At 62.9% G+C, this 23,258-nt stretch carries 26 protein-coding genes; 3 read left to right on the top strand and 23 right to left on the bottom strand.

Annotated elements, in window-relative coordinates:
- The 16 genes from RIN49_RS10485 to RIN49_RS10410 all read right to left on the bottom strand — a co-directional run bounded on the left by RIN49_RS10485 (position 1) and on the right by RIN49_RS10410 (position 14,223).
- Positions 1-954, bottom strand: a complete 954-nt coding sequence (locus RIN49_RS10485) for an ABC transporter permease (RefSeq protein WP_309120119.1) — start codon at positions 952-954, stop codon at positions 1-3.
- A gap of 255 nt (positions 955-1,209) precedes the next feature.
- The gene (locus RIN49_RS10480) at positions 1,210-2,208 is read right to left on the bottom strand and encodes an asparaginase (protein WP_309120118.1); all 999 of its coding nucleotides are present in this window, start codon (positions 2,206-2,208) and stop codon (positions 1,210-1,212) included.
- A gap of 103 nt (positions 2,209-2,311) precedes the next feature.
- Positions 2,312-2,998: a copper homeostasis protein CutC gene (locus RIN49_RS10475; protein ID WP_309120117.1), complete on the bottom strand. Its 687-nt coding sequence runs from the start codon at positions 2,996-2,998 to the stop codon at positions 2,312-2,314.
- Positions 2,995-3,795, bottom strand: coding sequence for a lipoate--protein ligase family protein (locus RIN49_RS10470; RefSeq protein WP_309120116.1), 801 nt, complete (start codon positions 3,793-3,795; stop codon positions 2,995-2,997). The genes RIN49_RS10475 and RIN49_RS10470 overlap by 4 nt, the downstream gene beginning before the upstream one ends.
- Positions 3,796-3,837: 42 nt before the next feature.
- Positions 3,838-4,734 (bottom strand): urease accessory protein UreD, encoded by an 897-nt coding sequence (locus tag RIN49_RS10465; RefSeq protein WP_309120115.1) that lies wholly within the window; start codon positions 4,732-4,734, stop codon positions 3,838-3,840.
- Positions 4,718-5,389, bottom strand: a complete 672-nt coding sequence (gene ureG, locus RIN49_RS10460) for an urease accessory protein UreG (protein WP_309120114.1) — start codon at positions 5,387-5,389, stop codon at positions 4,718-4,720. The genes RIN49_RS10465 and ureG overlap by 17 nt, the downstream gene beginning before the upstream one ends.
- Before the next feature lie 67 nt (positions 5,390-5,456).
- Complete coding sequence (locus RIN49_RS10455) at positions 5,457-6,140, bottom strand: urease accessory protein UreF (protein ID WP_309120113.1); 684 nt, start codon at positions 6,138-6,140, stop codon at positions 5,457-5,459.
- Positions 6,137-7,852 carry an urease subunit alpha gene (gene ureC, locus RIN49_RS10450; protein WP_375295238.1) on the bottom strand — a complete coding sequence of 572 codons (1,716 nt, stop codon included), beginning with the start codon at positions 7,850-7,852 and terminating at the stop codon, positions 6,137-6,139. The genes RIN49_RS10455 and ureC overlap by 4 nt, the downstream gene beginning before the upstream one ends.
- A gap of 5 nt (positions 7,853-7,857) precedes the next feature.
- On the bottom strand, positions 7,858-8,229 hold the full coding sequence (locus RIN49_RS10445) for an urease subunit beta (RefSeq protein ID WP_309120314.1): 372 nt from the start codon (positions 8,227-8,229) through the stop codon (positions 7,858-7,860).
- 16 nt (positions 8,230-8,245) lie between these two features.
- Positions 8,246-8,548 (bottom strand): urease subunit gamma, encoded by a 303-nt coding sequence (locus RIN49_RS10440; protein ID WP_309120111.1) that lies wholly within the window; start codon positions 8,546-8,548, stop codon positions 8,246-8,248.
- Between the two features lie 12 nt (positions 8,549-8,560).
- A complete protein-coding gene (urtE, locus tag RIN49_RS10435) occupies positions 8,561-9,256 on the bottom strand; it encodes an urea ABC transporter ATP-binding subunit UrtE (protein WP_309120110.1) in 696 nt (231 codons plus the stop codon).
- Between the two features lie 7 nt (positions 9,257-9,263).
- Entirely contained in the window at positions 9,264-10,028 is a 765-nt protein-coding gene (gene urtD, locus RIN49_RS10430; protein WP_309120109.1) for an urea ABC transporter ATP-binding protein UrtD, read from the bottom strand.
- A complete protein-coding gene (urtC, locus tag RIN49_RS10425; RefSeq protein WP_375295237.1) occupies positions 9,976-11,085 on the bottom strand; it encodes an urea ABC transporter permease subunit UrtC in 1,110 nt (369 codons plus the stop codon). The genes urtD and urtC overlap by 53 nt, the downstream gene beginning before the upstream one ends.
- A gap of 23 nt (positions 11,086-11,108) precedes the next feature.
- On the bottom strand, positions 11,109-12,020 hold the full coding sequence (gene urtB, locus RIN49_RS10420; protein WP_309120108.1) for an urea ABC transporter permease subunit UrtB: 912 nt from the start codon (positions 12,018-12,020) through the stop codon (positions 11,109-11,111).
- Positions 12,021-12,129: 109 nt separating this feature from the next.
- Entirely contained in the window at positions 12,130-13,383 is a 1,254-nt protein-coding gene (gene urtA, locus RIN49_RS10415; RefSeq protein ID WP_309120107.1) for an urea ABC transporter substrate-binding protein, read from the bottom strand.
- A gap of 255 nt (positions 13,384-13,638) precedes the next feature.
- On the bottom strand, positions 13,639-14,223 hold the full coding sequence (locus RIN49_RS10410) for a guanylate kinase (protein WP_309120106.1): 585 nt from the start codon (positions 14,221-14,223) through the stop codon (positions 13,639-13,641).
- Between the two features lie 172 nt (positions 14,224-14,395).
- On the opposite strand from RIN49_RS10410, the gene RIN49_RS10405 reads away from it, so the two are divergent.
- The gene (locus tag RIN49_RS10405; RefSeq protein ID WP_309120105.1) at positions 14,396-15,577 is read left to right on the top strand and encodes an HD domain-containing phosphohydrolase; all 1,182 of its coding nucleotides are present in this window, start codon (positions 14,396-14,398) and stop codon (positions 15,575-15,577) included.
- Positions 15,578-15,635: 58 nt separating this feature from the next.
- On the opposite strand, the gene RIN49_RS10400 is transcribed toward RIN49_RS10405, so the two are convergent.
- The 3 genes from RIN49_RS10400 to RIN49_RS10390 all read right to left on the bottom strand — a co-directional run bounded on the left by RIN49_RS10400 (position 15,636) and on the right by RIN49_RS10390 (position 18,484).
- On the bottom strand, positions 15,636-16,256 hold the full coding sequence (locus RIN49_RS10400; RefSeq protein ID WP_309120104.1) for a fumarylacetoacetate hydrolase family protein: 621 nt from the start codon (positions 16,254-16,256) through the stop codon (positions 15,636-15,638).
- A gap of 51 nt (positions 16,257-16,307) precedes the next feature.
- A complete protein-coding gene (locus RIN49_RS10395) occupies positions 16,308-17,627 on the bottom strand; it encodes a CapA family protein (protein ID WP_309120103.1) in 1,320 nt (439 codons plus the stop codon).
- 89 nt (positions 17,628-17,716) lie between these two features.
- Positions 17,717-18,484: a spore coat protein gene (locus tag RIN49_RS10390; protein WP_309120102.1), complete on the bottom strand. Its 768-nt coding sequence runs from the start codon at positions 18,482-18,484 to the stop codon at positions 17,717-17,719.
- Positions 18,485-18,618: 134 nt separating this feature from the next.
- On the opposite strand from RIN49_RS10390, the gene RIN49_RS10385 reads away from it, so the two are divergent.
- The gene (locus RIN49_RS10385) at positions 18,619-19,830 is read left to right on the top strand and encodes an MFS transporter (protein ID WP_309120101.1); all 1,212 of its coding nucleotides are present in this window, start codon (positions 18,619-18,621) and stop codon (positions 19,828-19,830) included.
- A gap of 88 nt (positions 19,831-19,918) precedes the next feature.
- On the opposite strand, the gene RIN49_RS10380 is transcribed toward RIN49_RS10385, so the two are convergent.
- On the bottom strand, positions 19,919-20,560 hold the full coding sequence (locus RIN49_RS10380; RefSeq protein WP_309120100.1) for an O-methyltransferase: 642 nt from the start codon (positions 20,558-20,560) through the stop codon (positions 19,919-19,921).
- Positions 20,561-20,690: 130 nt separating this feature from the next.
- Here RIN49_RS10380 and RIN49_RS10375 point away from each other — a divergent pair, with 130 nt between their 5' ends.
- Positions 20,691-21,764: a YheC/YheD family endospore coat-associated protein gene (locus RIN49_RS10375; RefSeq protein ID WP_309120099.1), complete on the top strand. Its 1,074-nt coding sequence runs from the start codon at positions 20,691-20,693 to the stop codon at positions 21,762-21,764.
- Here RIN49_RS10375 and RIN49_RS10370 read toward each other — a convergent pair.
- Genes RIN49_RS10370 through RIN49_RS10360 form a run of 3 tightly spaced genes read right to left on the bottom strand, consistent with a single transcriptional unit; the run spans position 21,727 to position 23,252 of the window.
- Positions 21,727-22,029: a HesB/IscA family protein gene (locus RIN49_RS10370; RefSeq protein ID WP_309120098.1), complete on the bottom strand. Its 303-nt coding sequence runs from the start codon at positions 22,027-22,029 to the stop codon at positions 21,727-21,729. The genes RIN49_RS10375 and RIN49_RS10370 overlap by 38 nt on opposite strands.
- Before the next feature lie 6 nt (positions 22,030-22,035).
- Positions 22,036-22,278 carry a hypothetical protein gene (locus RIN49_RS10365; protein ID WP_138192327.1) on the bottom strand — a complete coding sequence of 81 codons (243 nt, stop codon included), beginning with the start codon at positions 22,276-22,278 and terminating at the stop codon, positions 22,036-22,038.
- A gap of 53 nt (positions 22,279-22,331) precedes the next feature.
- On the bottom strand, positions 22,332-23,252 hold the full coding sequence (locus tag RIN49_RS10360; RefSeq protein ID WP_309120097.1) for a M14 family metallopeptidase: 921 nt from the start codon (positions 23,250-23,252) through the stop codon (positions 22,332-22,334).
- Positions 23,253-23,258: the final 6 nt, after the last annotated feature.

Raw genomic sequence — 23,258 nt, 5'->3', positions numbered from 1 at the left:
TTACCACAGACTCGTTTCGCTGACTTTCTTGCTAATGTAGTTCCCTAGGGTCAGGAAGAATAACGCGACGACGGAATTAAACAGTCCGACGGCCGTCGCGTAGCTGAAGTCGGTCGATACCAGACCTCTTCGATACACATAGGTGGAGATGATGTCCGACGTATCGAAGTTCGCGCCGTTTTGCAGCAGCAGCACCTTCTCGAACGACACCGACATAATCGCCCCGATGCTGAACAGCAGCATGATGACGATCGTCGGGGCGATGCCGGGCAGCGTCACGTGCCGCATCTGCTTCCATCGGTTCGCTCCGTCGATTTTGGCCGCGTCGTACAGCTGCGGATCGATGGCGGTCAGCGCGGCCAGATAGATGATCGAACCCCAGCCGATTCCTTGCCAGATCCCCGAGCCGATGTAAATCGTTCGGAACCATTCCGGGATCATAAGGAAATGAATGTTTTCGATGCCGAAGAAACCTAACGCTTGGTTGACGAGCCCGTCGTACGACAAGAAGTTGACCAGAATGCCGCAGACGACGACGGTCGATAAGAAGTGCGGCATATACGACACGGTTTGGACGAAGCGCTTGAATTTCTCGTGACGCAGCTCGTTCAATAACAAGGCCAGCACGATCGGCGCCGGGAACGCGAACGCGATTTGATACAAGCCGATCAAGAGCGTATTGCGCAAGATTCTGTAAAAGTACGGATCGGTTAGAAACTCTTGAAAATACGCGAGTCCGACCCACTCGCTGCCGAGGATGCCGTCGAATACGCTGTAGTCCTTGAACGCGATCAGGATGCCGAACATCGGAATGTAATCGAACGTTAGGAAATACAGCAGCGGAATCGCAAACATCAAATAGTAATACTTGCTTTTCTTCAGTAGCGTCCAGGATATCCCCTTCGCCGGCTTCCGGCGGCCGGGAACGCGGCGGACGATGATCGTCTCCTTCAAGCGGTCGCCCCTCCAGTCCTTATTTGGTGTCGATCGATTGAGTTGAACGATACTCGATTCGGACGGAGCGTTCCAGTGTCAATATGGATCGCGCGATGCATTTGTCCCACGGCGCGGCCGCGATGCATTTCGCCCACGGAGGCGAATTTCCCACACCGCAGGGGGCGAAGCCGTCGACGTCTTTCGCCGACGTCCCCATTTTCGCGAAGCGCGAAAAACCCTTGCCCGTCGGGCAAGGGTCGCGATTTTCTCGTATCAGCGCAAGGTAAAGACCGCTCGGTTGCTGCCGACGACGAGGCCGGCATCGTTCTTAATCTCCTTCGGCGTTAATCGGTACATCCGTTCGATCGTCTCCCGGTTGCCGTACCCGATCTGCTCCAGGACGGAAGCGATGACGATCGGCCATTCGTCCTCGGAGCCGTCCAGCACCTTCAAGGCGACCGCGAGGCGCTCCTTCCGGAGTCCGAAGCCGTATACGCCTTTGGCGCCGCCCTTCGCGACGATGTTCGGGTCCTTCAACAGATTGGAGCAGATGAACCACGGAGCCGACACCATATCGGATTGCGCGTTCATGACCCGTCCGATCTCCGTCGCCGCCCGCCTCGATACTTCGTCCGGAAGCAGATCCGGGCACGCCAGCTTCAAGAACATCGCGGCGATGCTTCGAAGCGGCAGCGCGAACACCGGAAAGCCGCAGCCGTCCGTGCCGAGCCGAATGTCCGCTTCCTTGACGCCCGAGAACATCGAGACAGCCTGCAAAATTTCGCGCTGCGCCGGATGCGAAGGCTCCTCGTACCCCGCCGTGTCGTATCCCATCGCCTTGCACAGCGCCAATACGCCCAGATGTTTGCCGGAGCAGTTATGGTATAAGCGCCGCTTGGACTTCCCGGCCATCACGAGCGCATCCCGCGCCTGCGCGCTTAAGGGGTACGTCTCCGCGCAAACCAAGCATTCCTCCGCGACGCCGATCTTCGCGAGCATGGATTCGAGCGCTTCCACATGGGACGCTTCGGCGCGGTGCGAGGCGGTCAGCAGCGTCAGCTCCCGATCCGTCAATCCGAATGTCTCGTCGATGCCGCGCACGAACGCCGGAATCGCTTGGAACGGCTTCGCCGCCGATCGCATATAAGTGACCCAGTCCGGGTCTCCCGCGCGCAGAACGACCTTCCCGGTATCGTCGATCACGCAGACGTGACCGTAATGAATGTTTTCCAGCGTTTCGCCGCGATATTCTTCTACTAATCGTACTTCCATGTCCGGAGTCTCCCCGTTCGGCGTATTCGTTGAATCGATACTTATTTATAATCGGAATCGCCTTCGCGACGCAATGGACGAAAATCGCGGACTTCGCGATTTTCTACGAGCCTAGATTCCGACGTGCCGCGCGCATTCGCTCCGGATCGATCGGACGATCGAAGCTGCCGTTCTCGCGGACGCCCGAGCCGAAATGCACCTCGCGCACGCCGGCGGACGCGACGAAGGAACCGACGGTGTCCGGCTTCAAGCCGTGACCGGCCAAAATCGGCAAGCCCACCTCGTCCCCTAAGCGGGAGAGCCGGCGGATTCGCGGAATCGCCTCCGGCGCGGGCCGCTTCCCGCCCGAGGTCAACACGCGCTTGATCTGCGGATATAACGCCAATGTCCGCAAGGCGGCCTCCTGATCTTCGATTTCGTCGAACGCCCGGTGGAACGTCATGTCCAGGCCGCCCGCTTCCTCCAAAACTCGTTCCAGCCCCGCTCTGTCGATCTCGCCGTCTTCGGTCAACGCCCCGAAGACGAACCCGGCCGCCCCGGCTTCGCGAATGACGTTCAGGTCCCGAAGGAGCACCTTGTAATCCTCCTCGCCGTAGACGAACGATTGACTGTGAGGCCGCAGCATGACGTTCACGGGAACGCTCGCCGTTCGAACCGCGCGTTCGATCAGCCCGGCGCTCGGCGTAAGTCCGCCCTCCGCGATCCCCGTCACCAATTCGATGCGGTCCGCTCCGAATTTGCATGCCGCTTCGACGTCTCCCGCGCGGATCGCGATCACTTCGATGATCATTGCTCTCGTCCTTTCCTATCGTCCTGCCCTCGCGCTTCGCGCGGATCGTAACGGGCGCGCAGCCCGGCGGCGATATCGCGCGCGGCGGACGCGCCGGCGGGCGGCATCGGCTCCGCCTCGCCGAACGACGCCGCGAGCGAGCGCAGCCAACTCTCGGCGCCCGGGAAGCCCGGATGCAGCTCGGTCAAGCTGCCCATGACGCCGGCGCGCACGTCGAGCCCCGCGCCGCCCGCGCGGCGGTAAAACTCGCGCACGAGCTTAGCGCGCGCCGCGGCGTCGCCTTCGGCGTTGACGAACGCCTGCACCGCGTAGGCGCGCTGCCGCCGCCGCTGCGCCAGCCCGCAAAACTTGCGCCCGCCGACGCTAAGGTCGTATTCGCCGGGGCAGTACGAGCCTTCGACCTCGCCCGTGTCGAACGCGATTCCGAACGGCTCCAGCGTGCCGGCGAGCAGTCCCGCCATCAGCCGGAAGTCGGCGTTCATATCGAGCCGGCCCGGCGCCCCGCGTCGAAGGAGCGTCACGTTCACGACGCCGAGATCGAGCGGCACCGCGGCGCCGCCGGAATTGCGCACCATGACGCGGTAGCCTTCCTCCCGCTCCAGCCAATCCATCGCGGCGGCCGCGTTCGGCAGGCGGCTGTCGCGCAGTCCCAACACGAAAGCCCGCTCATGCCGCCACAGATGGACGGCCGGAACGGGCACGCGGTCTTCGCCCGCTTCGCGGCACAGCCACTCCTCGCAGGCGAACGGGTAATAAATATCTTCGGTTAAAGATAGATGCGAATGCGCTATGAACATAGAATCGAGGCCCTCTCCCCATACCGGCAGACGTAAGTGCCCCTATTGTAACGGCCAAGCGAGACGCGCGCAAGCGGGAGGCGCATACGCGTCGGCGTACGCCGCGAACGCGCGGCCAATGCGCAGCAGCGCCTCGTGCACCGCCCACGCGGACCGCCCCGACGCCACCGCCGCGACGCCGTACCGCGCCAGCGCGCTTACGCCGCAGCGAAGGCCGGCGCCGCCGAGCGTCAGCGCCGAAGCTTGAACTGCCATCGCCTCCGCCGCCCCGCGGCCCGCGAACGGCCCGAAGGCGTACAGCGCGCCGACGTGCGTGTCGCCCTCGAACGCGCCGATCGCTTGAAGCGACTGCTCGGCCGGGGCGAGCCGCACCCGCGAGGCCGCCGCGACGCGCCCCTGCGCGGTGACGAGCAGGTCGCTCTCGAACGAGCGGTAGCGGAACGCCTCGCCGTCCGCGCCGTAATGGACGCGCCCCGCGCACAGCGTGTCGAACAAGAGCAGCGTCGCGTTGTCCGCGAGCTCGACGCGCGTCCGGGACGCGAACGCCGCGTCCGCGTACAGCATCGTCGGCTGCGGCGCGTAGACGAGCGACGCGCCCGAACCGACGGCGATCGTCGTCGTCTGCTTCGCGCCGAACCGCGGGGACGGGTGCGCCTTCGCGTACGACTGCGTCGTCACGCCGACGCTGCAGCCGTCCCCGATCGACCACGTCAACGCGTAGTCGTCCCCGTCCATCAGTCCCGGCGACACGTCCATGACGGTCGCCGAGACGCCGCCGTCCGCCCCTTCGACCGGGAACGTCTTCGTCAGCTTCAGCGGCGACGTGAAATACGCGTCCGTCAACGCCGTCCGCGAGCCGCGCAGGCGGAAGTCCGCCCGCAGCTCGGATGCGACGCCGAAGCCGACGCCGACGCCGGCGGCCTTAGGCGCGTAAAGCATCCTCGTACTGATGCTCCACCCAATGCACGAGCCGATCGAGCCCTTCGCCGCTGAACAAATTCGTAAACACGTATGGCCGTTCGCCGCGCATCCGCTTCGTGTCGTCCTCCATCACCTGCAGCGAAGCGCGCACATGCGGGGCGAGGTCGATTTTGTTGATGACGAGATAGTCCGAGCGAATAATGCCCGGCCCGCCTTTGCGCGGAATTTTCTCGCCCTGCGCCACGTCGATAATATAGATGAACCGATCCACCAATTCCGGGGAAAAGGCCGCCGCCAAATTGTCCCCGCCGCTCTCGATGAAGATCATGTCGAGTTTCGGGAATCGCTCCTCCAGCTCGGAAATCGCTTCGAAATTCATCGACGCATCCTCCCGGATCGCCGTGTGCGGACAGCCGCCCGTCTCCACGCCGATAATGCGCTCCTCCGGCAGCACCTCGGTGTTCGCCAGAATGCGCGCGTCTTCCTTCGTGTAGATGTCGTTCGTAATGACCGCGATGCTGTACTTGCCGTTCAAGCTCCGAGCGAGCCGCTCCACGAGCGCCGTCTTGCCCGAGCCGACCGGCCCTCCGATGCCGATGCGCAGCGGGCGGGCGACGGCGACGTTCGTCGGCGCCCACTCGGGGTGATGGTGATGGTTTTGTCCTTGGCACATAGCGAATTCCTCCTCGAATGATCTCTTCCAGTAACGTTCCGAATGATCGACGCGGCGGGCGTACGACTCACGACATGAATAACCGACTGTATAACCCTTCGTGCCGCATCATATAGCCGTCCATCGCCGGCATCGCCGAATAATACGCCTCGGGATCGTCGTCCCGCACCGACGCCCACGCTTCGCCGACGACCGGCAGCAGCGACGCGAGCAGCGACTGCGCCTCCGTCTGGCCGATCGACATGAGCCGGAGCGCCGTGTTCGCCGCAAGCGTGGCGCACGCGTACAAATATCCCTCCGCCGCCTCGTCTTCGGAGACGCCGAGCCGATAGGCGACGTATCCGTGCACCGTCGGATGCGCCCCGGGGCACGCCTCCTCGCGGACGGCTCGCTCCAGCGGCGCCCAGTCCAGCGCCGGATGCATGGCCGCGGCGAGACGCAGCAGCCGGCGGCCCATCTTCAACGCGCCGTCGCGCGACTCGAAGGCGAAGCGCGACGCGTGCAGCCGCTCGTCGAGCGCCCAGACGCGCTCCCATTCGCCGGCCGCGGCGCCCCAGCGGTACACCGCCTTGACGGCGGCGAGGTCCATCGGCGCCCACGACTGCCGCAGCATGGCGGCAATATACGCGCCGACGTCGGCGCGCGTCGCGACGACGCCCTCCTGCACGGCCGTCTCGAGGCCGAACGAGTGGGAGAAGGCGCCGATCGGCAGCGCCGAGTCGAGCAGCTGCGCGTACGCCCAGCGGCTCAAAACAAGAAGTACCGCTGCGCCATCGGCAGCGTCTCCGCGGGCTCGCACGTCACATGCTCGCCGTCCACCCGAACTTCGTACGTCTCCGGGTTCACCTCGATGAGCGGCGTCTCGTCGTTGTGGATCATATCCGCCTTCCCCACGTCGCGGCACCGCCGCACCGGTTCCACCAGCTTCTGCAGCCCCAGCTCGCGATGCACGCCCGCGTCGTATGCCGCTTGCGAGACGAACGTGATGCTCGTGGCGTACCGCATCTTGCCGAAGGCGCCGAACATCGGCCGCCCCCACACCGGCTGCGGCGTCGGGATCGACGCGTTCGGGTCGCCCATCTGCGCCCAAGCGATGCCGCCGCCCTTCAGCACCATGTCCGGTTTCACGCCGAAGTACGCCGGACTCCACAGGACGAGGTCCGCGAACTTCCCCGGCTCGACCGAGCCGACCAGGTGCGACATGCCGTGCGCGATCGCCGGGTTGATCGTGTACTTCGCGACGTAGCGCTTGATCCGGCCGTTATCGCGGCCATCGATATCCCCCAGCGCCGTCAACGGGCCGAACTGCTTCTTCATCTTATCCGCCGTCTGCCACGTCCGAATGAGCACCTCGCCGACGCGTCCCATCGCCTGCGAGTCCGATGAAATCATGCTGAACACGCCGCGGTCGTGCAGGATGTCCTCCGCCGCGATCGTCTCCGGCCGAATCCGCGAATCCGCGAACGCCACGTCCTCGGGGATCGAAGCGTCGAGATGATGGCATACCATCAGCATGTCGAGATGCTCCTCGATCGTGTTGACCGTGAACGGGCGCGTCGGATTCGTCGAGGACGGCAGCACGTTCGGCAGCGACGCGATCTTGATAATGTCCGGGGCGTGCCCGCCGCCGGCACCTTCCGTATGGTACGTGTGAATCGTGCGTCCGCGAATCGCGGCGATCGTGTCTTCCACGAAGCCGGATTCGTTCAGCGTGTCCGTATGGATCGCCACCTGCACGTCGTACGCGTCCGCCACCCGCAGACACGCGTCGATCGCCGCCGGCGTCGTGCCCCAATCCTCGTGCAGCTTCAGCCCGATCGCGCCCGCTTCGATCTGCTCCCGCAGCGGCTCCTCGAAGGAGGCGTTGCCTTTACCTAAGAATCCTAAATTCATCGGGAACGCTTCGGCCGCCTCCAGCATCCGATGCAGATGCCACGCGCCCGGCGTCACCGTCGTCGCGTTCGTGCCCGTCGCCGGTCCCGTGCCGCCGCCGAGCATCGTCGTCACGCCCGAGGCAAGCGCCTCGTCGATCTGCTGCGGACAGATGAAGTGGATATGGCTGTCGATGCCGCCCGCGGTGACGATCTTGCCTTCGCCCGCGATAACCTCCGTCGAGGCGCCGACGACGAGGCGCGGGTCGACCCCGTCCATCATGTCGGGGTTGCCGGCCTTGCCGACGGCGACGATGCGCCCGTCGCGGATGCCGACGTCCCCTTTCACGATGCCCCAATGATCGATGACCGTCGCATTCGTAATCACGGTATCCAGCACTCCGCCCTGCGACCGCGTCGCCCGGGACGATTGCCCCATCCCGTCGCGTATCGTCTTGCCGCCGCCGAATTTGATTTCGTCGCCATAGACGGTGAAGTCTTTCTCGATGACCGCCCATAGGTCCGTGTCGGCCAGACGGACGGCATCGCCCGTCGTCGGCCCGAACATGTTCGCGTAGGCGGCGCGGCTCATCTTCGTCACGGCCCGGATCCCTCCCACGCTTCAAGCCTCGTCGCAACGTAGTCCGGCAGCGGCTCGCCGGCGATCGCCGGGCCGGCCGCGATGCCGCTCATGCCGTAAGCGAGCCGGGCCCCGCCGATCGCGACGAGCGTCACCGGCTTCTCCTCGCCCGGCTCGAACCGGACGGCCGTGCCGGACGGGATATGGAGCCGCATGCCGTACGCCTTCAGCCGATCGAACAGCAGCGCCCGGTTCACCTCGAAGAAGTGCGCATGCGAGCCGACCTGCACCGGTCGGTCGCCCGTATTCACTACCGTAATTTCCGCCTGCGTTCTGCCGGCGGCGAGCTCGACGTCGCCCGCCGCCGCGCGAATTTCCCCTGGGACCAGCATGGCTCGTTCCTCCTCATCGAATCGGGTCGTGCACCGTCACGAGCTTCGTCCCGTCCGGGAACGTCGCTTCGACCTGCACCTCGCGCACGATGTCCGGCACGCCCTCCATCACTTGCTCGCGCGTCAGCACCTTCGCGCCTAACTGCATCAGCTGCGCCACCGTCAACCCGTCCCGGGCGCCCTCTAGCAGCTCCGACGCAATGAGCGCCGTCGCCTCGGGCACGTTCAGCTTCACGCCGCGCGCCAGCCGGCGCCTCGCGACGTCGGCGGCCATCGTGACGAGCAGCTTCTCCTTTTCCCTCTCCGTCAAATGCACGTCGCTCGCCTCCTACACCGTCAAGTGTCGATGAATGATGCTTTCGTCCAGCTCCTCGATAGCGCCCTGCGCTACGATCGTGCCCTTATCGAGCACGAGGAACGCGTCGGCCGCTTCGCGGGCGAACGTCACGCTCTGCTCGACGAGGAGCACGGCGAGCCCTTTGGCGCGCAGCTCGCCGATGAGCCGGGCGATGTCCATCACGATGTTCGGCTGGATGCCCTCCGTCGGCTCGTCGAGCAGCAGCATCGCAGGCTCCGAGACGAGCGCCCGCGCGAACGCCAGCTGCTGCTGCTGCCCGCCGGAGAGATCCCCGCCGCGGCGCGAACGCATCTCGTACAGCACCGGGAACCGTTCGTAGACGGCCGCCGGCACGCCGGCGCGCCTTCGTTTCGGGTTCGCTTCGAGCCCGAGCAGCACGTTCTCCTCCACGGTCAGCTGCGGGAATATTTCGCGTCCCTGCGGCACGTACCCGATCCCGCTGCGGGCGCGCCGGGACGGCGGCTCGCCGAGCAGCTCGTCGCCGTTCCACCGAACAGAGCCGCGCTTCGCCCGGATGACGCCCATGATCGTCTTCAATAGGGTCGTCTTGCCGACCCCGTTCCTTCCCATCAAGCAGGTGACGCGGCCGGGCTCCAGCGAGAAGCCGACGTCGCGCACCACCATGCTCTCTCCGTATCCCGATTCCAAGCCGCTGACCGTCAACATCCGCCGTTCACCCCGCCATCTTTCCTAAATACACCTCGGCCACCCGCTCGTCGCGCTGTACCTCGGCCATCGTGCCTTCCGTCAGCAGCGCCCCCTCGTGCATCACCGTCACCTTCGAGGAGAATTGCCGGACGAAGTCCATATCGTGCTCGACGACGACGACGCTGCGGTTCTTGATAATCTCCTGCAGCAGCCTTCCGGTCTTCTCGGTTTCCTCGTCCGTCATGCCCGCCACCGGCTCATCCAACAGCAGCACCTGCGGATCGGCCAAGAGAATCATGCCGATTTCGAGCCACTGCTTCTCGCCGTGCGACAGCGCCCCCGCCTTCCAGGCGGTCTTGCCCGCGAGCCCGACCATCCGCAGCGCATCGTCGATCCGCTCCCGCTGCTCCTCCCCGAGCTTCGCGAACAGGAGCGAAAACACGTCCCGCTTCTGCTTCATCGCGATCTCCAAGTTCTCCCACACCGTAAGCGCGGCGAAGACGGACGGCGCCTGGAACTTCCTCCCGATGCCGCAGGAGGCGATGCCGTGCTCCTTCAGCCGGGTCAGATCGATGTCCGCTTCGCCTTGATGGAACAGCACGCTTCCGCTCTTCGGCTTCACCTTGCCGCAGATCGCGTCCAACATCGTCGTCTTGCCGGCCCCATTCGGACCGATGAGGAACCGAAGCTCCCCGTGCGCCAGCGAGAAATCCATCTCCCGCAGCGCGAGAAATCCGTCAAAGCTGACGCTCACCTTCCGACACGACAGAACGATACGGGATTCGATCATGACGCTTCCCCCTTCTTCGAATGAAGTCGACCGCCGTGCCGAACAGCCCGACGAGCCCCCGCGGCAGAAACACGACGACAATAATGAACAACGCCCCGAGGAAAAGGAGCCACCCGTCCGGATACGCTTCGCTGATCAGACTCTTGGACCCGTTCAACGCGAGCGTCCCGACGACCGCTCCGATCAAGGTGCCTCGGCCGCCGGCCGCCACCCACAACACCATCTCGATCGACGGCACGATGCCCATCATCGACGGGGAGATGATGCCGACGTGAAACACGAACAGCACGCCGGCGAGTCCCGCGAACGCGCCCGACAGCGCGAACGCGAACGACTGGAACACCGCAGGATCGTAACCGAAGAAGCGCACCCGGTTTTCCCCGTCGCGGATCGCCTCGAGGACGCGCGCGAGCCGCGTAGACACGAGCCAGCGGCACAGGACGAAGCAGCCGATCAGCACCGCCGCGGTGATGTAATACAGCGCCTTCTTCACGTTCGGGTCGGACAACGAAAATCCGAGCACGGTCTTGAACGACGTAATGCCGTTCGTACCGCCGGTATACCCTTGCTGCCCGACGAACAGCGTCACCGCGATGATGACGAGCGCCTGCGTCAGAATCGTGAAGTACACGCCGCGCACCCGGTTGCGGAACGTAAACCAGCCGAGCGCGAAGGCGAGCAGCGCCGGCAGCGCGATCGCCGCGGCCAGCGCGAAGCCGAAGCTGCCGAACGGCGCCCAGTACGCGGGCAGCTTGTCGATCCCGCTCCAGCTCATGAAGTCGGGCAGCTTCCCGCCCGTCGCTTCCAACTTCAAATACATCGCCATGCTATAAGCCCCTAATCCGAAAAAGACCCCTTGCCCCAAGCTCAAAATTCCCGTATACCCCCACAGCAGGTCCAAGCCGAGCGCCAATATCGCGAACGCCAAAAACTTGGACAGCAGGTTCAGCCGGAAATCCGACAGAAACATCGGGGCGATCAAGAGCAAGACGACGGCGACGCCGTACGCCGCGAGCAGCCACGGCTTCGGGATCGCGCGCCCGCCCGTCCTTCCCATACCCAGCATGCCGCTCCCCCCCTCTATTGTCCGTCCAGCGCCCGCGTCTTCATCGCGACGAAGCCGCGCGGGCGCCACTGCAGGAACGCTACGACGAGCGCGAATACGAGCACTTTGCCGAGCGACGCCGACGTCCACGATTCGAACAGCGTGCTCGTAATGCCGATGCCGGCGGCGCCGACGACGGTACCGATCAGCTTGCCGACGCCGCCGAGCACGACGACCATGAACGCGTCGACGATGTAATACGTGCCGAGCGACGGCCCGATCGGTCCGAGCAGCGACAGCGCGCAGCCCGCGACGCCGGCGATGCCGGCCCCGATGGCGAAGCTCGCCGCGTCGACGCGCCGCGTCGAGACGCCGAGGCAGGCGGCCATGTCGCGGTTTTGCATGACGGCCCGCATGTTGCGGCCGGCGCGCGAGCGATAGATGTAGAAATACATTGCGATCAGCACCGCGAGGACGAGCGCGATGATGAACAATCGCTTATACGTCAGGACGAGGCCCGATCCGATGTCGAGCCCGCCGTTCAGCCAGGACGGACTCGTCACCGCGACGTTCGGCGCGCCGAACACGCTGCGCGCCGCTTGCTGCAGCACCATGCCGACGCCCCATGTCGCGAGCAGGCTGTCGAGCGGTCTGCCATAGAGAAATCGGATCAGCCCGACCTCCATCAGCCAGCCGATGAACGCCGCCGCCGCGAAGGACAGCGGCAGCGCCAAGACGAAATACCAGTCGAACGACGCCTTCGGCGCGTACGCGAGGAAGGCGCGCTGCACGACGTACGCCGTATACGCGCCGATCATGATCAGCTCGCCGTGCGCCATGTTGATGACGTTCATCAGCCCGAAGGTGACGGCGAGGCCCAGCGCGACGAGCAGCAAAATCGAGCTGACGCTGATGCCGTTAAACAGCTGAAGGATCCAAACTTCCATCATTCACACTCCTTCTTGCGCGAGTTGGACAAGAAGGGCGGCGAAGATCCGCCGCCCGGCCATTATGCTTTCTTCCGCTTCCGAACGTTCGGCATCTCCTTGCGGCTCGTCACTCGCCTTCGCTCAAACCCGCCGCCCACTCGTAGCCCTTCAAGTACGGGTCCGGCTTCACCGGCTCCGGCGTGCTGTAGATTTCCTTAATCATGCCGTCCGCTTGCACTTCGCCGATTCGTACAGGCTTATAGATGTGCTGCGTCTCGCCGTCGATCGTCACGAGTCCTTCCGGCGCTTGGAACGTCAGGCCCGCCGCCGCTTCCTTCACCTTGTCGACGTCCGTCGAACCGGCCTTCTCGACCGCCGCCGCCCACAGGTACACCGCGATGTAGCCCGCTTCGGCCGGGTCGCTCGTCACGCGGTCTTCGCCGTAAGCCGCCTTGTACGCCTCGACGAACGCCTTGTTCTCCTCCGTCTCCGTCGTCTGGTAATAGTTCCATGCCGTCAGATGCCCTTCCAGCACGTCGGGCCCGATGCCGCGAACCTCTTCCTCCGCGACCGAGACGGACAACGTCGTGATGTCGTCGGCGCCGATGCCCGCATCCTTCAGTTGCTTGAAGAACGCTACGTTGCTGTCGCCGTTGAGCGTGTTGTACACGATATCCGGCTTCGCCGCTTGAATTTTGCTGATGACCGTCGAGTAGTCCGTATGGCCGAGCGGCGTATACTCTTCGCCGACGAGCGTGCCGCCCTCCGCTTCGAGCTGCGCCTTGATGATCTTGTTCGCCGTTCTCGGGAACACGTAATCCGAGCCGAGCAGGAAGAACGACTTCCCGCGGTTCTCCAGCAGCCACGTCACCGACGGCACGATCTGCTGGTTCGTCGTCGCGCCGGTGTACATAATGTTCGGCGACTGCTCCAGTCCTTCGTATTGCACCGGGTACCAGAGCAAGCCGTTCAGTTCCTCGAACACCGGCAGCATCGCCTTCCGGCTCGCCGACGTCCAGCCGCCGAACACCGTCGCCACGCCGTCGCTCGAAATGAGCTTTCTCGCCTTCTCCGCGAACGTCGGCCAGTCGGACGCGCCGTCCTCGACGACCGGTTCGATTTGTTTGCCTAATACGCCGCCCTTTTCGTTAATTTCCTTGATCGCCAACAGCTCCGAGTCATGGACCGATACTTCGCTGATCGCCATCGTCCCGCTCAGGCTGTGCAAGATGCCGACTTTAATCGTCTCCCCCGTCTCGCCGGATGTCGCAGAACCCCCGGTGCCGCTCTCCGTCGTCGTCGAAGCCCCCGTCGCGCAAGCCGTCAATACCATAGCGGCCGCAACGAACGTCGACGACAACATAGACAACCTTCTCTTCATATCTACACCACTCCCCGATGGTTTCCGAACGATTCTTCTCTGTATGTGGCGAATCGTTCGTTAGCCAAATTATAGAAGCGATCAAACCAACATGTCAATATAATTTACATCAAAAATTCATCTTTGATTAAAGATATGACACATACGTTACATAACATAAAACATTTACGTTTTCGTCATGAATTTAACATAAAAAAAGCCCGAGCGCCGAAGCGCCCGAGCTTACCCGAAGCCTATTTCCGAACAAACCTTACATTAGTCCTTGTCGACCAGATCCCGCTGCAAATACTCCTCCAGGACGTTCGTCACATGGAAAATCGTATGCCCGAGGTCGTTGATGTTTTCCACCGAATGCTCGCACTGCGGCCCGTAGGCCATGTCCTCGTCGTAGTGGGATAACCGCTGCTCGATTTCCGGCTCGGATAACCCTTCCTGCTCCTGCCGCTCCCGGATCGTATTCCGGTCCGCGTACAGGAAGATGCGGATGACCACGTCTCCGTACAGCTCCCGCAAAATGTCCGCGCCGTGGCGGTTGAGAATGAGGTAAACGCTTCCCTTCTCGAACGCGGAAGAAATATCCGCTTCCTTAATGCCGTACCGGTATCCGTCGATCGTAAGATGCTCCACGAATTGACCCGACGCCGCCGCTTCCCGGAATTCCGCCTCGCTGACGAAGTTGTAATCCTGCCCATCCTCTTCGATCGGTCGCCTGCCCCGCGTCGTATACGAGATGACCTTCCTGACGCCCAGGGTGAGGCCGACCGCGTCCGCCACGGACTTGCGTCCCGATCCGTCGGGCCCCGTAAACACGAAGATATACTTGCCGTCCGAATTCGCCATTCGCGCCACCTCCATGGTTAGTCTTTATGCGTAATTGTATCATATAATGATACGTCTAAATATTCAAAAAATTTTTTTCGTTTCGAAAAAACCGTCGATAAACCGCGCGCTCTCTGCTAAAATAAGGTTGCTATTTAACAGGATCAGCAACCAGCCGGAGAGGTGCCGACGCATGCATGATGAATACGAATTAGAAGTCGTCAAGATGAAGCAAGACCTGTCGTCCGAGCAGATGCTTAGCGTCATCTTCGAATATACGGCCAAGATCGCGAACGAACGCATTCTCGACAACGTATTGATCCTCATGGCGAACATGGGCCGCGAGATGGTCGTGGCCGACCGATGCTCGGTCTGGCTCATCGACGAGCGGACCGAAGAGCTGTTCACGACGGTCGCGCACGGCGTCAAGGAAATTCGGATCCCGCTGAGCTCCGGCCTCGTCGGCATGTCGATCTCCTCCGGCGAAGCGATCTTCATCGACGACGCCTACACCAACGTGCCGTACCGGGACGTCCTGCTGAGCGGCGCCATCGCCGTCGACAAGCGCACCGGCTACCATACGAAGGCGCTCATGGTCGTGCCGTTCCGGAACAACGAAGGGCGGATCATCGGAGCGTATCAAGCGATTAATAAGCTGACGGAAGCGGAAGTATTTTCGAACAAAGATCTCGAGTATTTGAAGCTGGCCGCCTCCTACTCCGGGAAGTCGATCGAATCCGTCATGCTGCAGCAGGAAATCGAAGAGACGCAGAAGGAAATCATCTTCACGATGGGCGAGATCGGCGAGAGCCGTTCGAAGGAGACGGGCAACCACGTCAAACGCGTCGCGGAATATTCGTACGTGCTGGCGCTCGGGATGGGCATCTCCCAAGAAGACGCCGAGAAGCTGAAGCTTGCGTCGCCGATGCACGACATCGGCAAGGTCGCGATTCCCGACGCCGTCCTGAAGAAGCCTGGCAAGCTGACGGACGAGGAATACGACATCATGAAGACGCATACGACGATCGGATACAATCTTCTGAAAAATTCGCGCCGCGAGCTGCTGAAGATCGCCGCCGTCGTCGCTTCCCAGCACCACGAGAAGTGGAACGGCCGCGGCTACCCGAACGGGCTGAAGGGCGAAGAAATCCACGTGTACGGCCGGATCACCGCGATCGCGGACGTGTTCGACGCCTTGGGCAGCGAGCGCGTATATAAGAAGGCTTGGGAGCTTGACCGCATCTTAAACTTGTTCAAGGAAGAGCGCGGCCAGCACTTCGACCCGAAGGTCGTCGACGCGTTCTTCGAGCAATTGCCCGCCATATTGAAAATACGCGACGCCTACCAGGACGCCATTCCCGAAGCGTATGCGTAAACGAAGAAGCGAGGCCTCCTTACCGGAGCGCCTCGCTTCTTCGTGCCCGGGCGTCTCGCTACTTCATCGAGATGACGCAAGCGCCGACCGTTTGCCCTTCCAACGCGAGCTCCAACGCGTCGCCGTCCGCGACCGGTCCGACGCCCGCCGGCGTGCCCGTGAAGATGACGTCGCCTTCGCCCAGTCCGTAGTTCGTCCCCAGATGATCGACCAACGCCTGCAGCGAGAAGATCATGTCGCGCGCATTGCCGCGCTGCGCCGTCTCGCCGTTCTTCATCAGCTGAAACTCGACGTCTTGGATCGCGGCCGCGCCTGGGAATCGCATCCATTCGCAGATCGGCGCCGAATGCCGGAAGCCTTTGGCCGCGAGCCAAGGCTGCCCCTTGCTCTTCAGCTCGGATTGCACGTCCCGAAGCGTGAAGTCCAGCCCGAGCGTCATCCGGTCGATCAGATCGTCGACGTTCGCCCCCGGCTCGTACGCCTTGGCGACGCGGAGCACGATCTCCGCTTCGTGATGCACTTCGCCGACGCCCGCCGGCATCGGAACGGTTCCCTCGAACGGCACGAGCGCATGCGTCGGCTTCAGAAATACGATCGGCGATTTCGGCACCTCGTTGCCGAGCTCCTTCGCGTGCAACGCGTAGTTGCGCCCGATGCAATATACGTTGTGGTATTTCATAACGTCGCGATCTCCCCTATGTACGTCGTTCGTCGTCTTCGTTCGTCTTCGTCACTCGTCGGTCGACTCGATATTCCCTTCGGCGTCGACCGAAGCTCCCACGGACAGCTTATCGAGCCGCGCCAGCAGCTCCTTCGTCCGCTCCGGCGGCATCGGCTGCGGCTGCGGCGTATCCGCGAAGTATGGCGTCAGCTTCAGGCTGCAATCGCCGCCCCCGCCGCATTCCGCCTCCAGAATCGCGGCTTCGTACGTCAGCGGATCTTTGGATTTCGTGAAGATGAAGTTGCCCAAGCTGTACGCGATCCATCCGCCGCCGTATCGCTCGAACCCTTGCAGCACGTGCGGGTGCGAGCCGACGACCAGATCCGCGCCGGCGTCGATGAACCGGCGGCCGAGATCGACCTGCTTCTCCGGATGCGGCTCCTGCGCGCGCTCCTCGCCCCAATGCGCCATGACGACGACGAGATCCGCTTCCCCGGCAGCCTTCTTGATTGCCTTGACGGGCTCAGTGTAATCGTACGTATGGGCCAGCCCGAAATTATTTTTGTCGACCTTCCACGATACGTCCGGGACGACCCGCGTGAAGCCGAACACCGCGATGCGCAGCCCGTCCTTCTCGACGTATACAGGCGCATACGCTTCTTCGATCGTCTCTCCGGCGCCGACATGCAATAGATCGCTTTCTTCGAGATGCTTCATCGTATCGCGCAGCGCGTCCGGCCCGAAGTCGAGCGTATGATTGTTCGCGAGGTTGACGAGATCGAAGCCCGCTTCCTTGAACGCGGGCAGCGCGTCCGGATCGCTGCGGAACTCGTATTGCTTCTTCCCCGGCTTCTCTCCGCCGAACGACGTGACCGACGTCTCCAAATTCGCGATCGCCAGATCCGCGCCCTGCAGCTGCCCCTTCACATGCGGATACGGATAATCGAAGCCGTTCCGCTCCAGCAGCGTACCGACGTACTCGCCGAGCAGCACGTCGCCGACGAAGGCCAGCTTCACGCGTCCGCCGTCGCCGCCCGCGCCGGGAGTCTCGGTCTCCGGCGTCTCCGTCCCGGACTCCGGCTCCGCCGCTTCTCCGTCCGCCGACGGTTCCTCAGCCGGCGCTTCGCCGTCATTGCCCGTCTCGCCCGCCGGCTCGGACGGCGCGGCCGCGTCGTCGCCCGGCGCCTCGGTCTCGCCGAGCGTCGGCCCGGCAGGGTTCTCCTGCATCGGACGCTCGTCCGCGGTTTCCCCTCCCGAGTTCGACGCCCACACGTTCCAAGCGACAACGACGCCGACGGCGATCAGCAACGCCGCGTTCAGCGCCGCGAGCTTGCGTCTTCGGGACGACGCCCGTCGGCGGCGCATCGTTTCCGTTCTTGTTCGACTCATGCCAACCTGCTCCTTCTCCCCCCATTGCATCCTGTCATTATAACATAAAAGGAGAGCGTCCGGATGGGGCGCTCTCCCTACTTGGGCAATTATTGGTTCATGTAATGACCGGTCATCTGCGGCATATTCATCGCATTCGGCGACATGCCGGCTTGGCCGGCTTGGCCGGCTTGGCCCGCTTGCATCGCTTGGTTCGAGTTCATGCGCTGCTGCATCTGACCCTGCATCCCGCCTTGCGCGCTTTGTCCGCCGTAGGCTGGCATGCCGTTCTGCATCTGGCCTGCCGTCCCTTCTTCCATCATTAGCCCTTGGTTGTTCATCGGGAGGAACGAGTGGAGCATCGTCTTCGCCGTATGATCGTGAATCGTCGGCACTTGATACGTCCCCTGCTGATTCATGAAGAGGAACGTCTCGTACGCTTGGTTGAAGCACGTGATCGCGCCGTTCATGAACATCTGGCGCAACGTCGGGTCGGTCACTTCGAGGCCGCGTTGAATGTGGCATGTCGCGGAAGCCTTATGCGCCGTGAGAAGCGCCGTAGCGATCATCGTGTCGTTGAAGCGGCCCGTGCGTTGCGGAGCGACCGGCTGCGGGTTGCGCAAGCCGTATTTCAGCCGTTCCATGTTGGCGTCCGGCTGCGCGAACGGCGCCGGCATCCCTTGACGCGCGCTGAAATCGTGAGTGTACGCCAACATATTGTCGTACGCGGCGATCGCCATATCCATCTGGCGGCGAATCATCGAGCGAAGCTGCTCGTCTTGCGCTTCTTGCTCGTACAACGCCATATGGTTGATCAAATTCATCTTCTCGGACAATATCTCCGAAACTTCCATCACTTCATGGGCACCGAATTTCACGGGTTGGTCAGCTCCTTAACGATGTATAGCGCTTAACGCGCGGCATCCATTACGGTTCCCGTTGATTGGCAAATTTATGCATCGAAATTATTGTGTATAATGAAAAAGCCGCATTCCCGGAACGGAGGTCCCCTATGGAACGTTGGAAAATGAATTTAGCCGTACTCTGGTTCGGTCAATTTCTCGTCATGTCCGGCATGTCGATGATCATGCCGTTCATCTCTTTATACGTGCAGGAAGAATTAGGCGTCTCCGACCCGGCGCAAGTCGCTTGGTGGGCGAACGCCATCTTCGCCTCCAACTTCATTACGTCGTTCATCGCGCAGCCGCTATGGGGCGGATTGGCCGATCGTTACGGCCGCAAAATCATGCTGCTGCGTTCCGGATTCGGCATGGCGATCGTCATGCTGCTCATGGGCTTCGCGACGAGCGCTTGGCAGCTGCTCGCCCTTCGCATGTTGAACGGCGTCATCTCGGGCTACGTCCCCGCCGCCACCGCGCTAATGTCCGCCTCCGCGCCGAAGGAACGGATGGGCTTCGCCATGGGCACGCTGCAGTCCGGCGCCGTCGCCGGTACGATCCTGGGCCCGTTCATCGGCGGCGTGCTCGCGGAGTGGGTCGGGTATCGGCCGATCTTCTATATTACGGGGAGCTTGCTGCTGCTCGCGAGCATCCTCGCTTGGGCCGTGGTGAAGGAAAACTTCGAGCGGGACGGCGCCTCGCGCCGAGGCGCCGCCGTCTCCCTCGGCGACAGCTTCCGCCGGTTGATCAAGGCTCCGCAAATTCCGGCCTTGTTCGCGGTGACCGTCGGCATCCAAGTTTCGATGCTTAGCTCCCTGCTGCTGATCCCGTTATTCGTGCAGGAACTGCACGGAACCGAGATGCTTGCTTTCTACGCCGGTCTCGTCGGCTCCATCACAGGCTTCGCCAATATGGCGGCTTCGCCGCTGCTCGGACGCTTCGCCGATCGCGTCGGCTACGAGAAGGTGCTGACCGTCTGCTTGATCGGCGCGGCGCTCTCCTTCATCCCGCAGGCGTTCGTCGATAACATCTGGCAGCTGATCGCGAGCAGGTTCCTGCTCGGGCTGTTCATGGGCGGCCTGCTGCCGTCGGTGAACGCGCTGCTGCGCGTCTATACGCCCGACGGCATGGAAAGCCGCGCCTTCGGCTTCAACAGCAGCTTCCTCAGCCTCGGCAACATCCTCGGACCGATGATCGGAGGCGTCTTGGCGGGCTGGATCGGCATCCGCGGCATCTTCTTCTTCGCCTGCATCATGCTTCTGACGAACGCCGCGTGGACGTGGGTTACGCTGCGGAAGAAGCGCGGCTCCTCCGCTCCCGGATAATGTCGCGGAGCGGCGGGGGAGGGGCGAGGGCTGGAATGACAACGGGTATAAATAGAAAAAGCCGCGCCGAAGCGCGGCCGCGCGGCCTTCACACGATGCGGGCGATGGACAGTCCGTCGTAAGCCGGCAGGATGACGCCTTGCAGGCGAGGATCGGTCGCGACTCGCTCGTTGAAGACGCGCATCGCGCGAACCGAAGGCGACGTCGACTCTTCTTCCACGATTCTTCCCTTCAGCAGCACGTTGTCGCCGACGATGATCGCGCCGGGGCGGCCGAGCTTTAACGCCCAGTCCAAGTAATTGGGATAGTTGCCTTTGTCCGCGTCGATGAAGAAGAAGTCGAAGGTTTTCCCCTCCGAGGCGAGCGCTTCGAGACTCGCGAGCGCCTTGCCGACGCGGTACTCGACGACGTCGCCGAAACCGGCCGCGGTTAGGTTCGCCTTCGCCAGCTCCGCATACTCGGGCTTCAGCTCCAAGGACGTCAACGTGCCGCCGGGGCGTAAGCCGCGAGCGAGACAGATGCCGCTGTAACCGGCGAGCGCGCCGATCTCGAGCGCGACGGCGGCGCCCGATGCGGCGGCGAGCAGCGTTAACAGCCGCCCGTACCCCGGCTTGACCGAGATGTCCGGCATATGTTTCTCTTTGATCGAGGCGAGCGCCCGTTCGAGATCGGGGTCTCCTTTTCCTCCAAACAGCGCTTCCGCGTATTGTTCCGCACGTTCCACGCGCATCCCTCCTTCAACCAAACTTCCGACTCCAGTATACCCTATGCCGTCTATCGATTTCGACTCGACGCCGAAGGACCTCTTCGGGAGAAGCCGCATAAGATATGCGTAAAGCCGCGGAAGGGGTACGAACAACATGAGTGTGTTAGGAATCATGACGAATGCCTCCCGAAATCCGCAGAAATACACGGTTTACGCGAAAGCGGCGGAGCGTCTCGGATTCGAAGCTACGCTGCTGTTCGATCCTAGCGAGGTGGATTTGCACCGCCGCCGGGTAGATGCGTATTGCTATCGCGGAGGCGCGTGGCGGAGGCGGCGCTGCTCGCTGCCCGATATCGTACACGATATGGGCTTCTACACGGAGCCGAACGCGATTCGTCGCGTGAAACGCATCAAGTCGAGTCGAAGCGGCATTCCGTTCACGGGGTATGCGCTCGGCCACAAATGGACGCTACACGAAAAGCTGCTGCAGACGCCATACGCGAAGTACGTGCCGGAAACCGCGCTTCTGCGGTCGCCGGACGCCGCGGTTCGGCTCGCCGCCCGCTACGGCGCCGTCATGGTAAAGCCCCGAGACGGTAAGCAGGGCAAGGGAATCGTTAAGATCAGCCGCGCTCCGGGCGAACCGAATCGGTTCCTGTGGCAGGAGCGCAACGCGATCGACGGCCCGCTCGCGCCTGCCGCTCTGGCGGAACGGCTGCGGGGGCGCTTCCGCCCGACGTCGGCCGTCGTTCAGCGGTGGATGGATATTCGAAGCCCGAGGGGCGGAGTTTACGATATCAGAGCGCTCGTCCAGAAGACGGAAGGCGACGAGTGGCTGCTGACGGAGATGGCGGTGCGCGAGAGCGGGATGGGGCGGATCGCGTCGAACGTGTCCGGCGGAGGAACGGTCCGGCGCGCGGCGGAGTTCATCGGCCGGATGTACGGCGAAGGCGAAGCGGAGCGGATCGTCGCGGAATGCCGCACCATCGCGGACGGCTTGCCGGACGCGCTGGAGGCGGTGTACGGCAGGCGGTTCGTCGAGCTGGGCATCGATCTGGCGGTCGAGAAGGGCGGCTGCGTGCGCATCATCGAAGTGAATATCAAGCCGGGAAAAAAAATCGTCCGCGCGCTATCGGGAGAGATAGCCTACGCGGACGCTCTGGTACGGCCGATTCGTTACGCCAAGTGGCTTAGTGATCGCCGTGATTGCCTTGGGAAGGGTTCGTGATGACGAATCCTTCTTCCGGCGTGTACAGGTAGTCGATGACCACGCCGTCCAGGAATTTGTCGCCGTTCTTGAGAATCACGTCGATCCCCTTGTCCGTCTCGACGACGACGTCCTCTTCGCCCGGCGTGTCCAATCCGAGCCCGTAGTGCGCGTGATCGCCGTGCGCGTGCGTCACGTAGACGCGCAGCTTCAGCTCTTTGTTTTCCTCGGACTCCATCTCTTTCAGCAACATCTTCGCTGCGTTGCGCGTAATCTTGCACTTCATGCCCGTCTACTCCTTCGACTTCCGCGGATATTTGTTCTCGATTCGATGCAAAAACCAATTCGACAAAAAAAGCGTCACCGCGATATCGTCCAGAGGGACGTACGGGAGAACGTCCGGCAGCACCCAATACAGCGCCGCCGGGACAAGCAAGAACGCCTTCTCGCGTAGCGGAATGTCGGAATCGCGCAAGTACATGATCGTCCGGGTTACAAGCCTCGCCCATGTTGAAAGCTTGAGCCACTTCTTCATCGGTGGACGAACCTCTCCTTCGCTGCCGCGAATCGAAACATGCTTATAGTGTATCAGTTGCTCTCGGCATATGCCAACAGCAGCTCGAGCAGCAGCGCGGACGTCTCGTCGTACATGCCCGGCAGCCGGTCCAGGGGCAGCGGATTCGCGCCGAAGCCGGCTTCGACCGTAAATCCGGGGCGTCCGAAGCGGTGGATGAACCAATCCTTGTAGCCCGCGTCGCTCCCCGTAAGCTTCACGGCTTCGTAGCCGCTGACGGCCGAGAGCCGCGCCGCGAGCGACTCGGACTCCGGCGGCTCCGCGCCGCGGTAATTCCAATAGATTTCGCGGCCTTGCGTATGGAGCGCGACGACGGCGTCGAACGATTTCGCTTCCGTGAATCGGGCGATCGCTTGCGCCTCGGGCTCCGTCAGCGGCGCCTCGCCCGTATAGTCGCGGGGTCCGGGCCCCGCGACGTCGCGGCGATCCCGCTCGACCTCCCAGTACGCCGGGAACTGATCGTTAAGATCGACGCCGCGCACGTTAGCCTTCCAGCCGGAGAAATCTTCGCTTCCGCCGTTCCAGGCGAGCAGGGCGGCGCGATGCGGATGATCCGCTCCGGCGCCCCGCAAGACGAGCTCGACGCCGTCGGGATTGACCATCGGCGCCGTCCAGAGCGTGACGCGGGAGAACAGCTCCGCCGCGTCGCGGCCCAAGAGCGGCGTTCCGTCCCGCAGCGCGCGCGCCGCTTCTTCGACGAACCGCATCGCGATCGGCGCCGTAATCCACTCGTTCGCGTGGAAGGCGGCGTTCGCGAAGACGCGTTTCGGCCCGCCGCCGACGCGAACCGCCTGCAGCGGCTTGCCCATGACGCTGGCGCCGATCGTCGTTACGTTCATCGTCGGGTACGCCTCTCGGAGCCGTTCGAGGTCCCGGATCATCTCCGCGTACCCGTAAGGCCGCTCGAACGATACGATGCCGCTTCCCGTTGTCATGACGTG

Source organism: Paenibacillus sp. (genome assembly GCF_031177825.1).
Taxonomy (GTDB): Bacteria; Bacillota; Bacilli; order Paenibacillales; family YIM-B00363; genus Paenibacillus_AE.
Note: the sequence above shows the minus strand (reverse complement) of the source record. Positions and strands in the feature narration are given on the sequence as shown.

Excerpts from the sequence above, each read along its gene's own strand:
- RIN49_RS10480 (WP_309120118.1), bottom strand. The coding sequence starts at position 2,208 with ATGGAAGTACGATTAGTAGAAGAATATCGCGGCGAAACGCTGGAAAAC.
- RIN49_RS10475 (WP_309120117.1), bottom strand. The coding sequence starts at position 2,998 with ATGATCATCGAAGTGATCGCGATCCGCGCGGGAGACGTCGAAGCGGCA.
- RIN49_RS10470 (WP_309120116.1), bottom strand. The coding sequence starts at position 3,795 with ATGTTCATAGCGCATTCGCATCTATCTTTAACCGAAGATATTTATTAC.
- RIN49_RS10465 (WP_309120115.1), bottom strand. The coding sequence starts at position 4,734 with ATGCTTTACGCGCCTAAGGCCGCCGGCGTCGGCGTCGGCTTCGGCGTC.
- ureG (WP_309120114.1), bottom strand. The coding sequence starts at position 5,389 with ATGTGCCAAGGACAAAACCATCACCATCACCCCGAGTGGGCGCCGACG.
- ureC (WP_375295238.1), bottom strand. The coding sequence starts at position 7,852 with ATGAGCCGCGCCGCCTACGCGAACATGTTCGGGCCGACGACGGGCGAT.
- urtE (WP_309120110.1), bottom strand. The coding sequence starts at position 9,256 with ATGTTGACGGTCAGCGGCTTGGAATCGGGATACGGAGAGAGCATGGTG.
- urtD (WP_309120109.1), bottom strand. The coding sequence starts at position 10,028 with ATGATCGAATCCCGTATCGTTCTGTCGTGTCGGAAGGTGAGCGTCAGC.
- urtC (WP_375295237.1), bottom strand. The coding sequence starts at position 11,085 with ATGGGAAGGACGGGCGGGCGCGCGATCCCGAAGCCGTGGCTGCTCGCG.
- urtB (WP_309120108.1), bottom strand. The coding sequence starts at position 12,020 with ATGGAAGTTTGGATCCTTCAGCTGTTTAACGGCATCAGCGTCAGCTCG.
- urtA (WP_309120107.1), bottom strand. The coding sequence starts at position 13,383 with ATGAAGAGAAGGTTGTCTATGTTGTCGTCGACGTTCGTTGCGGCCGCT.
- RIN49_RS10410 (WP_309120106.1), bottom strand. The coding sequence starts at position 14,223 with ATGGCGAATTCGGACGGCAAGTATATCTTCGTGTTTACGGGGCCCGAC.
- RIN49_RS10405 (WP_309120105.1), top strand. The coding sequence starts at position 14,396 with ATGCATGATGAATACGAATTAGAAGTCGTCAAGATGAAGCAAGACCTG.
- RIN49_RS10400 (WP_309120104.1), bottom strand. The coding sequence starts at position 16,256 with ATGAAATACCACAACGTATATTGCATCGGGCGCAACTACGCGTTGCAC.
- RIN49_RS10395 (WP_309120103.1), bottom strand. The coding sequence starts at position 17,627 with ATGAGTCGAACAAGAACGGAAACGATGCGCCGCCGACGGGCGTCGTCC.
- RIN49_RS10385 (WP_309120101.1), top strand. The coding sequence starts at position 18,619 with ATGGAACGTTGGAAAATGAATTTAGCCGTACTCTGGTTCGGTCAATTT.
- RIN49_RS10380 (WP_309120100.1), bottom strand. The coding sequence starts at position 20,560 with ATGCGCGTGGAACGTGCGGAACAATACGCGGAAGCGCTGTTTGGAGGA.
- RIN49_RS10375 (WP_309120099.1), top strand. The coding sequence starts at position 20,691 with ATGAGTGTGTTAGGAATCATGACGAATGCCTCCCGAAATCCGCAGAAA.
- RIN49_RS10370 (WP_309120098.1), bottom strand. The coding sequence starts at position 22,029 with ATGAAGTGCAAGATTACGCGCAACGCAGCGAAGATGTTGCTGAAAGAG.
- RIN49_RS10365 (WP_138192327.1), bottom strand. The coding sequence starts at position 22,278 with ATGAAGAAGTGGCTCAAGCTTTCAACATGGGCGAGGCTTGTAACCCGG.
- RIN49_RS10360 (WP_309120097.1), bottom strand. The coding sequence starts at position 23,252 with ATGACAACGGGAAGCGGCATCGTATCGTTCGAGCGGCCTTACGGGTAC.